This window comes from Rubellimicrobium mesophilum DSM 19309 (assembly GCF_000600335.2).
Taxonomy (GTDB): Bacteria; Pseudomonadota; Alphaproteobacteria; order Rhodobacterales; family Rhodobacteraceae; genus Rubellimicrobium; species Rubellimicrobium mesophilum.
On record NZ_KK088637.1, the window covers coordinates 54,183 to 67,007 of the forward strand.

The 12,825-nt window shown below is 72.9% G+C and carries 12 protein-coding genes; 1 reads left to right on the forward strand and 11 read right to left on the reverse strand.

Annotation, left to right across the window (positions count from 1 at the left end; genetic code table 11):
• Positions 1 to 118 precede the first annotated feature (118 nt).
• The 8 genes from RUMESO_RS22940 to rpsA form a co-directional block, all read right to left on the reverse strand.
• Positions 119 to 748, reverse strand: a complete 630-nt coding sequence (locus RUMESO_RS22940) for a PepSY domain-containing protein (protein ID WP_156363071.1) — start codon at positions 746 to 748, stop codon at positions 119 to 121.
• Between the two features lie 530 nt (positions 749 to 1,278).
• The gene (gene trpB / locus RUMESO_RS22945) at positions 1,279 to 2,532 is read right to left on the reverse strand and encodes a tryptophan synthase subunit beta (protein ID WP_051521628.1); all 1,254 of its coding nucleotides are present in this window, start codon (positions 2,530 to 2,532) and stop codon (positions 1,279 to 1,281) included.
• A gap of 65 nt (positions 2,533 to 2,597) precedes the next feature.
• Positions 2,598 to 3,737, reverse strand: a complete 1,140-nt coding sequence (locus RUMESO_RS22950) for a hypothetical protein (RefSeq protein ID WP_037284284.1) — start codon at positions 3,735 to 3,737, stop codon at positions 2,598 to 2,600.
• Between the two features lie 10 nt (positions 3,738 to 3,747).
• Positions 3,748 to 4,416 carry a phosphoribosylanthranilate isomerase gene (locus RUMESO_RS22955; RefSeq protein ID WP_051521629.1) on the reverse strand — a complete coding sequence of 223 codons (669 nt, stop codon included), beginning with the start codon at positions 4,414 to 4,416 and terminating at the stop codon, positions 3,748 to 3,750.
• A 1-nt stretch (position 4,417) separates the two neighbouring features.
• Positions 4,418 to 4,780 (reverse strand): lipopolysaccharide assembly protein LapA domain-containing protein, encoded by a 363-nt coding sequence (locus RUMESO_RS22960; RefSeq protein WP_037284287.1) that lies wholly within the window; start codon positions 4,778 to 4,780, stop codon positions 4,418 to 4,420.
• Between the two features lie 79 nt (positions 4,781 to 4,859).
• Positions 4,860 to 5,189 (reverse strand): integration host factor subunit beta, encoded by a 330-nt coding sequence (ihfB, locus tag RUMESO_RS22965; protein WP_051521630.1) that lies wholly within the window; start codon positions 5,187 to 5,189, stop codon positions 4,860 to 4,862.
• Positions 5,190 to 5,418: 229 nt separating this feature from the next.
• Positions 5,419 to 6,528, reverse strand: coding sequence for a tetratricopeptide repeat protein (locus RUMESO_RS22970; protein WP_037284290.1), 1,110 nt, complete (start codon positions 6,526 to 6,528; stop codon positions 5,419 to 5,421).
• Between the two features lie 268 nt (positions 6,529 to 6,796).
• Positions 6,797 to 8,458 carry a 30S ribosomal protein S1 gene (gene rpsA / locus RUMESO_RS22975; protein ID WP_037284293.1) on the reverse strand — a complete coding sequence of 554 codons (1,662 nt, stop codon included), beginning with the start codon at positions 8,456 to 8,458 and terminating at the stop codon, positions 6,797 to 6,799.
• A 219-nt stretch (positions 8,459 to 8,677) separates the two neighbouring features.
• On the opposite strand from rpsA, the gene RUMESO_RS22980 reads away from it, so the two are divergent.
• Positions 8,678 to 9,472 carry an SDR family NAD(P)-dependent oxidoreductase gene (locus tag RUMESO_RS22980; RefSeq protein WP_037284295.1) on the forward strand — a complete coding sequence of 265 codons (795 nt, stop codon included), beginning with the start codon at positions 8,678 to 8,680 and terminating at the stop codon, positions 9,470 to 9,472.
• 7 nt (positions 9,473 to 9,479) lie between these two features.
• Here the strand turns inward: RUMESO_RS22980 and RUMESO_RS22985 are convergent, their stop codons facing one another.
• The 3 genes from RUMESO_RS22985 to RUMESO_RS22995 form a co-directional block, all read right to left on the reverse strand.
• Complete coding sequence (locus tag RUMESO_RS22985; RefSeq protein WP_037284486.1) at positions 9,480 to 10,349, reverse strand: DUF2189 domain-containing protein; 870 nt, start codon at positions 10,347 to 10,349, stop codon at positions 9,480 to 9,482.
• A gap of 114 nt (positions 10,350 to 10,463) precedes the next feature.
• Entirely contained in the window at positions 10,464 to 11,855 is a 1,392-nt protein-coding gene (locus RUMESO_RS22990; protein ID WP_051521631.1) for an NAD(P)/FAD-dependent oxidoreductase, read from the reverse strand.
• Between the two features lie 312 nt (positions 11,856 to 12,167).
• A complete protein-coding gene (locus tag RUMESO_RS22995; RefSeq protein WP_037284298.1) occupies positions 12,168 to 12,794 on the reverse strand; it encodes a CatA-like O-acetyltransferase in 627 nt (208 codons plus the stop codon).
• Between the last annotated feature and the right edge of the window lie 31 nt (positions 12,795 to 12,825).

The window sequence follows — 12,825 nt, forward strand, 5'->3', positions numbered from 1 at the left end:
GCGGGGGCCGGACATCGTCACGCCAGGGAGGGCTCCTTCGCCTCCGTCGTGGCGTGACCCGCTGCGGCCGTCCCGGCCCTGTCGGGGGCCGGGCGCCGTCATTCCGGGGGCCAGGTGCTCAGTCGTCGTCCCCACCGTGGCGCGACCCGCCGTGATCGTCGTCATGATCGTCATCCGACCCGCCGTGCCGCGACCCCGACCGGTCATCCCCATGATGGTCGTCGGACCCCGACCTGTCGTCCGAATGATCGTCGTCGTCCGAGTGATCGTCGTCGTCCGAGCCCCCCCGGCCCGAACGGTCGTCGGAGCCGTCATCGTCGTCATCCCCGCCGTGGTCGTCGCCGACATCGTGGTCCGGGCCGTCGTCGCCATGGTCATCCATGCCGTCGTCATCGTCGTCCCCGCCGTGGTCGTCGCCGACGTCGTGGTTCGGCCCGTCGTCGTCGCCACCCCGGAGGTCGTCGTCGCCACCCCGGACCTCGACGATCGGCGCGGTGTCGTCGCCCGCGCGGACGGCCTCGACCTCCTGCTTCAGGATCGCGCCGGAGAAGCGGTCGTAGACGTATTCGAGCCGGGTGTTGGCCCGGACGGCCTCGACCTTGATCTGGGTCGGACCCTGGGTCACCTCGATGCGGGAATAGCCCTGGGCCTGGAGGCCCGCGACGATCTGGTCGGCGGTGGACTGCGCGAGGCCCGCGGTGGCCGACAGCGCCAGGGCTGCCGCGCTGGCAAGGAGGATGCGCTTCATGGAACTTGTCCTTTTCCGGTTGCGAAGGCGGGCGAAGGACCCGCTATGCGCTCCAACTTGACCGTGCCCCTGCCCCACGCAATCGGACCGAAGTCCGGTTCAGGCCCGCTTCGGACCACAGGCCCCCCACCGGGCGCCCGGGGTCGGGACCAAGGTCCGATCCGCCTCGCCGACCAAGGTGGAGCCGCATCGCCAAGGCCGCGCCGCCAGCCGTTCCGCCCCGTCCCGCCGGGCGACACCCCCTGCCGATTCGCCCGCATCTCCGGCCAGGCACGCCCTCGCCCCGGGCGCCGCTTCGGCCCCCCGCCAGTAGTCGCGAGGGCCGCTCGGGATCGAGGGCTCTCCGGCCCCACCCCTGCCGGTCCGTCAGGCCCCGACGGACAGGCCCACCCCTGCAGCCATGCCGAGACGGGCCGCTGTCACGCGGCAACGCCGACCGGGCCCAGCGGACGGCGCATCGTCGCCCCATCGGTCCCGGCCATGCCGCACGACGCCCCGTCCCCCGACGGATCGCCGCCCTCAGGAGCGGGTCAGGTCCGGACCTCGACGCCCAGATGCTTGGCCACGGTGAAGATGTCCTTGTCGCCCCGCCCGCAGAGGTTCATCACGATCAGGTGGTCCTTGGGCAGGTCCGGCGCGATCTTCATGACATGCGCCAGCGCGTGCGAGGGCTCCAGCGCCGGGATGATCCCCTCCATCGCGCAGAGGAGCTGGAACGCCTCCAGCGCCTCCTTGTCGGTGATCGACACGTATTCCGCGCGGCCGACGTCGTGCAGCCACGAATGCTCCGGCCCGATCCCCGGATAATCGAGCCCCGCCGAGATCGAATACCCCTCCAGGATCTGCCCGTCCGGGTCCTGCAGCAGGTAGGTCTTGTTCCCGTGCAGCACCCCCGGCCGCCCCCCGGTCAGCGAGGCGCAATGCTCCATCCGGTCGTCCACGCCCTTGCCCCCGGCCTCCACGCCGATGATCCGCACCGAGGGGTCGTCGAGGAACGGGAAGAACAGCCCCATGGCGTTCGAGCCGCCTCCGATGGCCGCCACGACGGTATCGGGAAGCCGCCCCTCGGCCTCCTGAAGCTGCCAGCGCACCTCCTTGCCGATGATCGACTGGAAGTCGCGCACCATCGCCGGATAGGGGTGCGGCCCCGCCACCGTGCCGATGCAGTAGAACGTGTCGCGCACGTTGGTGACCCAGTCCCGCAGCGCGTCATTCATCGCGTCCTTGAGCGTCCCCCTCCCGGAGGTCACCGGCACCACCGTCGCCCCCAGCAGCCGCATCCGGAACACGTTGGGCGCCTGCCGCTCCACGTCATGCGCGCCCATGTAGACGATGCACTGGAGCCCGAACTTCGCGCAGACCGTCGCCGTCGCCACGCCGTGCTGGCCCGCCCCCGTCTCGGCGATGATGCGGGTCTTGCCCATGCGCCGCGCCAGGATGATCTGGCCCAGCACGTTGTTGATCTTGTGCGCGCCCGTGTGGTTCAGCTCGTCGCGCTTGAGGTAGATCCTGGCCCCGCCCAGATGCTCGGTCAGCCGCGGCGCGAAATACAGCGGCGACGGGCGGCCCACGTAGTGCTTCCAGAGGTCGTCCATCTCGGCCCAGAAGGTCGGGTCCGTCTTGGCCTTCTCGTATTCCGCCTCGAGGTCGAGGATCAGCGGCATCAGCGTCTCGGAGACGAAGCGCCCCCCGAACTGCCCGAAGCGCCCGGCCTCGTCGGGGCCCCGCATGAAGCTGTTGACGCGGCTTTCTCCAGCAGCGGGGCTGATGCGGTCCTCGGGCATGGGCGGCCTCCTTCGTGCGACAGCGCCCGCGATACAGGCCCCCGACCGCCGCGACAAGCGCCGCCCTAGCGCCGCGCCCCCGCGACCCGCCCGAGGAGCGCGCGCAGCCGCGTCGCCGGCGCGCGTCCCCACTGCCCCAGCCGGTCCCGCAGGCCCATGGCCCGGAGCGGCTGCCGCGCCAGCGCCTCCAGGAGCTCCACCGTCGAGAGCCCCGCGCCGGACCGGAGCAGCCCCTTCGCCTCCAGATGCGCGGCCAGCGCCGGGGCCTGCGCCTCCCCATAGTCGAGGACGTCGCCCTCGCTCCCGAAGATGACGGGGTCCTTGAGCACCTCGCGCGGGAAGGACCGGCCCAGCCGCCCCTCGATCCAGGCGATGTCCTCGGCCCGCCCCGCGAGGGCGGCGTCCATCACCTCGCGCCCGAAGTCGAAGCGCCGCTGGCCGAAGCCCTGCAGCAGCCCGATCATCCGCTTCTCGCGCGCGCGCTCCTTCTCGTGGGCGGCCGGCGGCCCGCCGCGCCGCCGACGCAGCAGGTAGAGCGCCGCCGTCGCCTCGGCCGAGAGCGAGGCGTTGCGGTTCTGCGGATGCGTCCGCGCGCGGGCCTCGAGCCAGGCGGGGTCGAGGTCCAGCCGCCAGGCGAAGTCCGCCACCACGTCGCCCTCGTGCAGGGTCGCGCGGTCGTAGAGCACGTAGGTCGGCTCCTCGCCCAGCGTCTCGGCCCAGCGCTCCACCCGGTCGCGGTAGGGGGGCACCAGCCGCGCCACGTCGAAGGAGGCGGCGCTGAACTTGGTCCGCTCCTGAAAGGCGCTCCGGGCGTAGCTCTCGGGGGGACGGACATAGAGGATCGTCTCGATCCGGTCGAAATGCGGGCGCAGGAACTCCACGACGCCCTGGACGCTCGCCCGGTCGAAATGCGACAGCCCCTCGGCCGAGAGGATCAGCGACCGCCGGCTCCCTCCGATGGCCGCCTCCAGGGCCTTCCGCGCCGCCTCGCGCTGGTCGGGCCGGATCGGCAGCTTGCCGCCCCGCGCGGCCTTGCGGTCCTGGAAGGCGCGCTGGAGGGGCAGCGAATGGTTCGCGGGCCCAAGGTCGGCGTACTCGATCCGCTCGTCGCGGTAGCCCTGCAAGGCGGCCTGGATGCTCGAGGTGCCCGTCTTGTGCATCCCCAGGTGCAGCACCACGCGCCGCGCATCTTCCTGCCCGCGCATCCCCGCCTCCCTACGCCGTCAGAGCCTCGGCGAAGGCACGGATCAGGCCCGCGTCCTTGACCCCCGGCGCGCTCTCGACGCCCGAGGAGACGTCCACCTGCCGCGCCCCCGACACCCGCACCGCCTCCGCCACGTTGGAAGGCGAGAGCCCGCCCGCCAGCATCCAGGGCACCCGCGCCGAGAAGCCCCGGAGCAGCCCCCAGTCGAAGGCCACGCCGTTCCCCCCCGGCAGCGCCGCGCCCGCCGGCGCCTTGGCGTCGAGCAGGAGCTGGTCCGCCGCGCCCTCGTAATCCTTCGCGCGGTCGAGATCGGCAGCCCCGCCGACCCCCACCGCCTTCATCACCGGCAGCCCCCAGCGCGCCCGCACCTCGGCCACCCGCTCCGGCCCCTCGCGCCCATGAAGCTGCACCATGTCGAGAGGCACGCGGTCGATCACCGCCCCCAACTCCTCGTCCGTGGCGTCCACGAAGAGCCCGACCTTGGCCACCCCCACCGGCGCGGCCCAGGCCAGCTCCCTCGCCCGCTCCACGCCCACGGTGCGGGGCGACCTCGGGAAGAACACGAAGCCCACGTAGCCCGCCCCCGCCTCGGCGGCGGCCTCGACCTGATCCCCGGCGGTCAGCCCGCAGACCTTGAAGCGCACCGGCGCCCGGCCGGACAGCATGACGCGCAGCCCCATCTCAGCGCCGCGCGGGGATCGCCGGCAGGTCGAGCGTCGCCAGCACGTCGTCCCTGGGCAGCGCCTCGGCCCTGGCCCGCGCGACCTCGGCCCGAAGCCGAGCGAGCTCGCGGGCCGTCCAGCGCGCCTCGGCCCGCTCGGGGATCTCGCGGATCCATTCCCAGATGAGCCCGATCACCAGCCCCAGCGCCACGCCGATCAGGATCACCAGGAACAGCGGCAGGTCGAGGTCGGGGCTCACGCCCAGCCAGTTGCCCAGGGCCTCGGGGAGCACGCGCAGCGTCACCAGCTCCCGGTTGGCGAGCCCGACCGTCACCAGGACCAGGGCCACGAGCCCCCAGAAGGCGGTCTTGAGGAATCTCATCGGCGGGTCCCCTCCAGGGCGTGGGCGTGCGGCGTCCTAGTGCCACCGACGCGCGCCCTCCGCAACTGCCGAGAGGTCGCTACTCCTCCTCGTCCATGTACTCCGGCTCCTCGGCCGAGGCCTCGCCGTCCCGCCCGTTCAGCCGGTCCCGCAGGAGCTTGCCGGTCTTGAAGAAGGGGACGTGCTTCTCGTCCACCTCCACGGCCTCGCCGGTGCGGGGGTTGCGGCCCGTGCGGCTGTCGCGCCGCTTGACCGAGAAGGCCCCGAAGCCGCGCAGCTCCACCCGGTTGCCCTTGGCCATGGCCTCGACGATCCGGTCGAAGATCGTGTTCACGATCCTCTCCACGTCCCGTTGGTAGAGATGCGGATTCTCCTCCGCGATCTTCTGGATCAGTTCGGACCGGATCATGGCGCCCCCAAGAAGTGTGCCGGACTATCGCGGGTTGAGTTCCCGCTTTGCCGGGAAACTATAGGGGGTTAACACCGATCCGACAAAGCCCTTCCGCCCGCCTCCCGACGATTCCCCGCCGTCATCCAGCGGAGCGGGCCGCGCCCCCGACCGCCGGTCCCGGACCGGGAGGGCCGCCGCCGGGCGGACGCGCGGTCCCGCCTCCGCCGGGCATCGCCGTCCTCCCGCCCTACATCCCGCAGCCGGGCCCGGTCTTCGCGCAGGCGAGCAGCGACGCCTCGAGCTGCGCCGGATCGCCCGGATAGCCCAGGCCCGCCAGGCGCCGGGCATAGCCGTCGCGGTAGCCGGGGTCGATCGCCACCGCCTCCATGAAGGCCTTGGCCGCATCGTCCGGCCGGCCATTGACCATGAGGAGATGCGCGTAGGTGTCCACCACGTCGGCGTCGCGCAGGCCGGCCTCTCCCATGGCCGCCATGGCGTCCTGCGCGAAGGGCAGGCCCTTGTCGCCGCGCCCGGCCTGGAACAGGCTCCAGGCCAGGGTATTGGCGACCTGCATCCGGTCGGCGGGCTCGGGGAGGTCGGCCAGCCGGAAGTCGTCGACGGCCTCGTCCACGCGGCCCACCTGGACCAGCGCCTCGATCAGGTTCCGGTGGCCGTTCACGAAGCCCGGCTCCCGCGACACCGCGAGGCGCGCCTCCTCGACCGCCTCCTCCGGCCGGTCGAGCGCGATCAGCGACCATGCCATGTTGCCGTGGACCCAGGCCTCGTCGTAGCCCCGGGCGATGGCGTCCCGGTCGTCGGCCAGCGCCGCCTCGTGGTCGCCCAGCTCGGCGCGGCACCGCCCGCGGTTCGCGACGACCTCCGGGTCGGACTGGGCGGCCGGCGACGCCAGCGCCACCGTGTCGAAGCACTCCTGCCAGCGGCCCGCGTCGGCCAGCAGGCTCATCAGGCCCACGACCGCGTAGGTCGAGCCGGGCTCGACCCTCAGCCCCTCCCGCATCTCCGCGGCCGCGCCCGCGTCGTCGCCCTGCGACTGGAGCATGTAGCCCCGCTCCACGTAGGGATCGGCCCAGTCGGGGCGGAGCTTCCGCGCCGCCGCGAAGTCCGCCTCCGCCGCCGCGTAGTCCCCGGTGTTGTAGAGGTTGGCCCCGCGATAGAGCAGGAGGTCCGCCTTGTCGGCCACGTCGGCCGCCGCCCCGATGGCCGCCGTGCAGGGGGCGATCCGGTCCGCCCGCGCGAGGTCGGGGTTGCGGCAATCCTCGGCCGGGCCGGCGAGCGCGGGGGCGGCCAGGAGGCACAGGGCCGGGACGAGGCCGGGGGGCGGGAAACGCGGGATCATGTTCACTCCAGGACCGCAGGACAGCGTGCGGCCCCAGCCTGCCGCGACGTCCCCCGGGGGCGCAAGCGCCCGCGCCGGGAACTCTGCGTTGCCCATCCCGGCCCGCGCCGGGCGTGGCCTCCGGGCGACGCCCTCCCGGGCCGCCCAACGAAGAAGGGCCCCGCCGACCGGCGGAGCCCCCTCGATGTTCAGGCCACGGCCCGACCTCTCGGCCGGGCGCCCGGCGCTGACGACCATCCACCGGATGGTCGTCCGGGCGCGCCTCGCCTCAGCGCTCGCCGCGCAGCGCCGCGCCGAGGATATCCCCCAGCGACGCGCCCGAGTCGGACGAGCCGTACTGCTCCACGGCTTCCTTCTCCTCGGCGATCTCGCGGGCCTTGATCGACAGGCCGAGCTTGCGGGCCTTGGTCTCCACGGACACCACGCGCACGTCCACCTTGTCGCCCGGCTGGAAGCGCTCGGGGCGCTGCTCCGACCGGTCGCGCGACAGGTCGGACCGGCGGATGAAGGACTTCATCCCCTGGTACTCGACCTCGATGCCGCCGTCCTCGATCTTCGAGACCGAGACGGTGATGACGTCGCCGCGCTTCACGCCGCCCAGCGTCTCCGCATAGGGGTCGTTCTCCAGCGCCTTGATGGAGAGCGAGATGCGCTCCTTCTCGACGTCCACCTCGATGACCTTGGCCTTGACCCGGTCGCCCTTGCGGAACTGCTGGATCGCGTCCTCGCCCCGGCCGTCCCAGGTGATGTCGGACAGGTGCACCATGCCGTCGATGTCGCCCGGCAGGCCGACGAACAGACCGAACTCGGTGATGTTCTTGACCTCGCCCTCGACGGCGGACCCTTCCGGGAACTGCTCGGCGAAGACTTCCCACGGGTTGCGCTGGGTCTGCTTGAGGCCCAGGGACACGCGCCGCTTCTGCGAGTCGATCTCGAGCACCATGACCTCGACCTCTTGCGAGGTGGAGACGATCTTGCCGGGGTGCACGTTCTTCTTCGTCCAGGACATCTCCGAGACGTGCACGAGGCCCTCGATCCCCGGCTCCAGCTCCACGAAGGCGCCGTAGTCGGTGATGTTGGTCACGCGGCCCTGGTGGACCGAGCCGATCGGGAACTTCCGCTCGACGGTGTCCCACGGATCTTCCTGGAGCTGCTTCATGCCCAGGCTGATGCGGTGGGTTTCCTTGTTGATCTTGATGACCTGGACCTTGATGGTCTCGCCGATCGACAGGATCTCCGACGGGTGGTTGACCCGGCGCCAGGCCATGTCGGTCACGTGCAGCAGGCCATCGACGCCGCCGAGGTCGACGAAGGCGCCGTACTCGGTGATGTTCTTGACCACGCCCTCGACGACCTGACCCTCATACAGGTTGCCGATGACCTCGGCGCGCTGCTCGGCGCGCGATTCCTCGAGGATGGCGCGGCGCGACACGACGATGTTGCCGCGGCGGCGGTCCATCTTGAGGATCTGGAACGGCTGCTTGAGGCCCATGAGCGGCCCGGCGTCGCGCACCGGACGCACGTCCACCTGAGAGCCCGGCAGGAACGCCACGGCGCCGCCCAGGTCCACGGTGAAGCCGCCCTTGACGCGGCCGAAGATGGCGCCCTCGACGCGCTCCTCGCGCTCGTAGGCCTTCTCCAGGCGGTCCCAGGCCTCTTCGCGCTTGGCCATCTCGCGCGAGATGACGGCTTCGCCACGCGCGTTCTCGACGTTGCGGAGGAAGACCTCCACGTCGTCGCCGACGTTCACGTTGGGCTGCTCGCCGGGCTGGGCGAATTCCTTGAGGTCGACGCGGCCTTCCATCTTGTAGCCGACGTCGATGATGGCTTGTCCCGCCTCGATGGCGATGACCTTGCCCTTGACGACCGTCCCCTCCGAGGGGGTATCGATCTCGAAGCTTTCGTTGAGGAGTTCCTCGAACTCCGCCATGCTGGTGCCAGAGGCCAAATGCTTATCCTTCTAGGGTTGCGGGCCTGGCGGTTGTGTCCGCCGGTCTGTAGGGGGATTCATCCCATGTGGGACGCGCCCCCCCTAACGCACAAGGGGGAAGGCCGCAAGGCTCGGCGTGACCCTGCGGCCACATCGCCCTTGCCGATCCCGCCCCGCGCCCCAAACCCCAAGGGCCAGACCCAGCCCCGGAGCCGCCCCATGCCCGCCATCACCCGCGCCCTCGTCACCGGAGCCTCCGCCGGCATCGGCGAGAGCTTCGCCCGCCAGCTCGCAGCCCAGGGCGCCGCCCTCGTCCTCGTCGCCCGCCGCACCGACCGCCTCGACGCGCTCGCCGCCCGGCTCCGCGAGGGGCACGGCATCGAGGTCGAGACCCTCGCCGCCGACCTCTCCACGCCCGAGGGCGTCCAGGCCACCGCCGACCGCCTCGCGGCCGACCCCGCCATCGACCTCCTCGTGAACAACGCGGGCTACGCCGCGCGCGGCCGCGTGGGCCAGCTCGACGCCGAGGCGCTGGACCACATGCTGCGGGTCAACGTCCTGGCCCTCGCCCGCCTCTCCCACGCCGCCATGGGCGCGATGACGCCCCGGGGCCACGGCGCCGTCGTCAACGTCGCCTCCGGCACCGTCTTCATGCAGTTCCCCGGCAACGCGGGCTACGGCGCCTCCAAGAACTTCGTCATGGGCTTCACGCGCAACATGCAGGTCGAGGCGCAAGGCACGGGAATCCAGGTGCAACTCCTGATCCCCGGCGTCATCGCCACCGACTTCCACGCGGTCGCCGGCAACTCCCTCTCCAACTTCCCGCCCGAGCGGGTCATGCAGGCGGACGAGCTCGTCGCCGCCTCGCTGCGCGCGCTGGAGATGCGGGAGCCCGTCTGCATCCCCTCCCTCCCCGACATCCGCGACTGGGAGGCCTACGTGGCCGCCGAGGCCCGCGTCGCCGCCGGCGCGTCGCGGGACCGCGCGGCGGACCGCTACGGCCTCCCCCGCTGACCGGCCTTCAGGCGCGGCCCGGCACCACCGCCCGGCGGTAGAGGTGCCAGGTCGCGTGGCCCAGCACCGGCAGCACCACGACCAGCCCCACGAAGAACGGGATCATCCCGACCGCCAGCGCGACGGCGACCAGCAGCCCCCAGCGCGCCGCCGCGCCCGGGTTCCGCCGCACCACCTCCAAGGAGGTCGCCAGCGCCACCGGCACCCCCACCGGCCGGTCGATCAGCAGGGGGAAGGACACGAGGCTCAGGCACAGCGCCACCGCCGCGAAGACCGCCCCCACGCCCATCCCCGCCACGATCATCGCCCAGCCCGGGCCCGTCGTCAGCGTGTCGCGCAGGAAGGCCCCGAGGCTCCGGTAGGGCTCCGGCCCCAGCGTCGCGGCAAAGATCAGGTGCGCCGCGAAGAGCCATGCGACGAAGACCGCCAGCAGCCCGAGCCCCAGCGCCAGCACCGGCCCCAGCACCGGTCCCGCCAGCCGGGCGAAGGCCGCGCCCCAGTCCGCCTCCAGCCCCAGCTCGCGCCGCCGGCTCATCTCGTAGAGCCCCACCGCCGCCACCGGCCCGACCAGCGTGAAGCCCGCCATCAGCGGGAACAGCAGGTGGATCTGCCCGGCGTTGAAGGCCCAGACCGCCAGCACGAAGCCGATCACCGGATAAAGGACCACCGCCACGATCACGTCCGACCGCAGCGCGGCGAAGTCCTCAACCCCCTTCCTCAGCGCCCAGCGCAGGTCGGCGGTCCCGATCCGCCGCACCTCGGGGCGCGACAGGTCGTGGCTGCCGATCCCGTCCACCGCCGCGCCGAAGCCCCGGCCGACCCCGGCCAGCCTCTGCGCGCTCCAGGACAGCGGGTTGCCGATCGTCTCGCGGGCCATGGCCACGTCCTCCTCCTGCCTTGGAAGGCCCTGGACGAGGCATCGCCGGAGAGCCCGGCGCCGCGTCCGCACCGTCCTCGGCCTCAATCTAGCACGGCCGGCGCCTGGCCGCAGTCACGGATTCGGGGTCGGCCTCCCCCAGCCGCCCGTTCGCGCCCGCCCCGGCGCAGGGCTCCGCCCCGGCTTCGGCCCGCGCCCGAGCAGCACCTCCGCCGCGACGCGCGGCCGGAACAGGGCGCCGGGCGGCTCGACGAAGCCGATCACCCGGTAGAAGGCGTCGGCGACGACGGCGCTGCGGCAGGTGGCCGCCTGCACCCGCGCCATGTACCACTGCAGCGGCCGCAGCGACCGGGGCGCCTGCCCGGCCAGCTCCGGCAGGCGGAAGTCCTCGACGGCGACGCCCGTCCAGGCGGCGTCGGCGATCCGCCCGGCCTCGCGGAACCAGCGCGCCTGCATCCCCGCCGTCGCGCCCTCCCGCGCGGCCGCTTCCAGCCAGCGCCCCAGCGCCTCGGCCTCCAGCGCCGCCACCGTCATGCCCTGTCCGTAAAGCGGGTTGAAGCTCGCCAAGGCGTCGCCCACCGCCAGCAGCCCCGCCGGAAGGCGCCCGGTCCGGTCGTAGCGCCGCCGCTGGCTTCCCGGATAGCGGTAGCGCACCACCTCCGACACCGGGTCGAGGTCGCGCAGCACGTCGTGGAGGTCCGGCACCGGCAGCGTCCGGGCGAAGGCCAGCATCTCCGCCCGGTCCACCGGCACCGGCTGCTCGAACAGCGTCCCGAGCGTCACGATCCAGCGCTCCCCCTCCACCGGGAACATCAGGCCGAACCGCCCGGCGGCCCGGTCGCCCACGATCAGCGCCCGCCAGTCCGGCCCCCTAGGCGCCTTGGCGAAGAACGCGCTCGCGTAGTTGACCTGGACCGGGATCCGCTCGGTCGGGACCTCGCCATGGCCCATCTGCCGCAGCCGCTCCGGCACCGAGCTGCCCCGCCCCGTGGCATCCACCACGAGGTCCGCCTCCAGCACCTCCTCCGCCAGGCCCTGCACCCGCACCCCGGCCAGCGCGCCCTCCGCCCCGACCACGAGGCCCTGCAGCCGGACGCCCTCGCGGATGGCGACGTTCGGCAAGGCGCGGACCCGCTGCGCGACATGGGCCTCCAGCAGCGGCCGGCTCAGCGCCAGGACGCGCAGCTCGGAATCGTGCCGCAGCCGCCAGGCCCCCTCGTTGTGCCAGGCCAGCTCGCGCCCGACGCGGACCCCGACGGCCCCCTCCGCCGCCAGCTCGGCCGCGATCCCCGGCAGCAGCCGCTCCAGCGCGGCCTGGCCGCCGGGAAGCAGGATATGGAGATGGTTGGCCTGCGGCACCCCCCGTCGCGCCTCGGCCCGGCGCGGCAGGGCATCCCTCTCGATCAGGGTGACGCGCTCGAACCGCTCCGCGAGGGCCCGCGCAGCCAGGAGGCCCGCCATGCTGGCGCCCGCGACGACGGCATGGCGAAACGACGGATGGGACATGACTCGTCTCCTTCGTGACACGCACAGGACCCGACGCCGCGACCCCCGGACGGCCGCCACGCGCCCCGGCCACGGCCAAGGGGCGGCGGGCGACGCGGCCCCGGGGCCGCGAGTCGGTTCGACGGGAAAGGGCCGGACCAGCCATGGCTCTGGCTCCGGTTGCCGCTCCGCGCGGGGCAGCGGCCCGGACGGGACCGGCGGGATGGCCGAGGCGCATCGCCGCAGGCCGGGTCGGGGGACGAGGCCCCACGCACCCCGGATGCTACCACGGCGAGCGGATCGCCTCAAAGGGAAGGCGCCGCCCCGGCCCGCTTACGCCATCTTCAGCGCATCCCGCACGGCTTCGAAGAAGTCCCCCACCTGCCGCCCGTCCACCAGCGCGTGGTGCACCTGGATCGTCATGGCGCAGGACCACCGCCCCTCCGCCTCGACGAACCTCCCCCACGACACGCGCGGGATGCAGTCCTCGGCATGGGGCAGGGCGTTGTCGAGCGCCGTGTAGTCCAGCCAGGGCAGGCAGCTCAGATAGGCGAGGTCGTCCCGCGACCCGTCGTTCGCCGCCAAGGGCAGCCCCGCCCGCACCGCCTCGATCCTCTCGCGGCAGACCCGGTCGAACCCCTCGAACGAGGGCTCCCAGGGCACGTAGGCGTAGTTGAAGTTGCCGTCCGGCAGCGGCACCGCCATCGACAGCTCGACCCGGTCGTATTCCGTCACGACCTCCCCCCGGAACCTCATCCGCAGCTCCGGCACCGCATGGACCCCGCATCCGATCGCCCAGACGCAGGCCCGGAACGGCGACAGCCCCGCGCGCCGCCCCGCCTTCAGCCGCGTCACGTCCACCCGCGAGGTGATCGCGTAATGCGGCCTCTGGAACCCCCGGAAGAAGCGGAACTGGTCCGCCCGGTTCCAGACCCCGAGGTCCACCACCCGTCCCGCCATGCTTGCCTCCTCCGCCGCTCCTGCCATCTTC

Bases quoted from the DNA above. Each gene is read 5' to 3' on its own strand.
- RUMESO_RS22990 (WP_051521631.1), bottom strand. From the start codon at position 11,855: ATGTCCCATCCGTCGTTTCGCCATGCCGTCGTCGCGGGCGCCAGCATG.
- RUMESO_RS22970 (WP_037284290.1), bottom strand. From the start codon at position 6,528: ATGATCCCGCGTTTCCCGCCCCCCGGCCTCGTCCCGGCCCTGTGCCTC.
- ihfB (WP_051521630.1), bottom strand. From the start codon at position 5,189: ATGATCCGGTCCGAACTGATCCAGAAGATCGCGGAGGAGAATCCGCAT.
- RUMESO_RS22955 (WP_051521629.1), bottom strand. From the start codon at position 4,416: ATGGGGCTGCGCGTCATGCTGTCCGGCCGGGCGCCGGTGCGCTTCAAG.
- trpB (WP_051521628.1), bottom strand. From the start codon at position 2,532: ATGCCCGAGGACCGCATCAGCCCCGCTGCTGGAGAAAGCCGCGTCAAC.
- RUMESO_RS22960 (WP_037284287.1), bottom strand. From the start codon at position 4,780: ATGAGATTCCTCAAGACCGCCTTCTGGGGGCTCGTGGCCCTGGTCCTG.
- RUMESO_RS22940 (WP_156363071.1), bottom strand. From the start codon at position 748: ATGAAGCGCATCCTCCTTGCCAGCGCGGCAGCCCTGGCGCTGTCGGCC.
- RUMESO_RS22985 (WP_037284486.1), bottom strand. From the start codon at position 10,349: ATGGCCCGCGAGACGATCGGCAACCCGCTGTCCTGGAGCGCGCAGAGG.
- RUMESO_RS22980 (WP_037284295.1), top strand. From the start codon at position 8,678: ATGCCCGCCATCACCCGCGCCCTCGTCACCGGAGCCTCCGCCGGCATC.
- RUMESO_RS22995 (WP_037284298.1), bottom strand. From the start codon at position 12,794: ATGGCGGGACGGGTGGTGGACCTCGGGGTCTGGAACCGGGCGGACCAG.
- RUMESO_RS22950 (WP_037284284.1), bottom strand. From the start codon at position 3,737: ATGCGCGGGCAGGAAGATGCGCGGCGCGTGGTGCTGCACCTGGGGATG.
- rpsA (WP_037284293.1), bottom strand. From the start codon at position 8,458: ATGGCGGAGTTCGAGGAACTCCTCAACGAAAGCTTCGAGATCGATACC.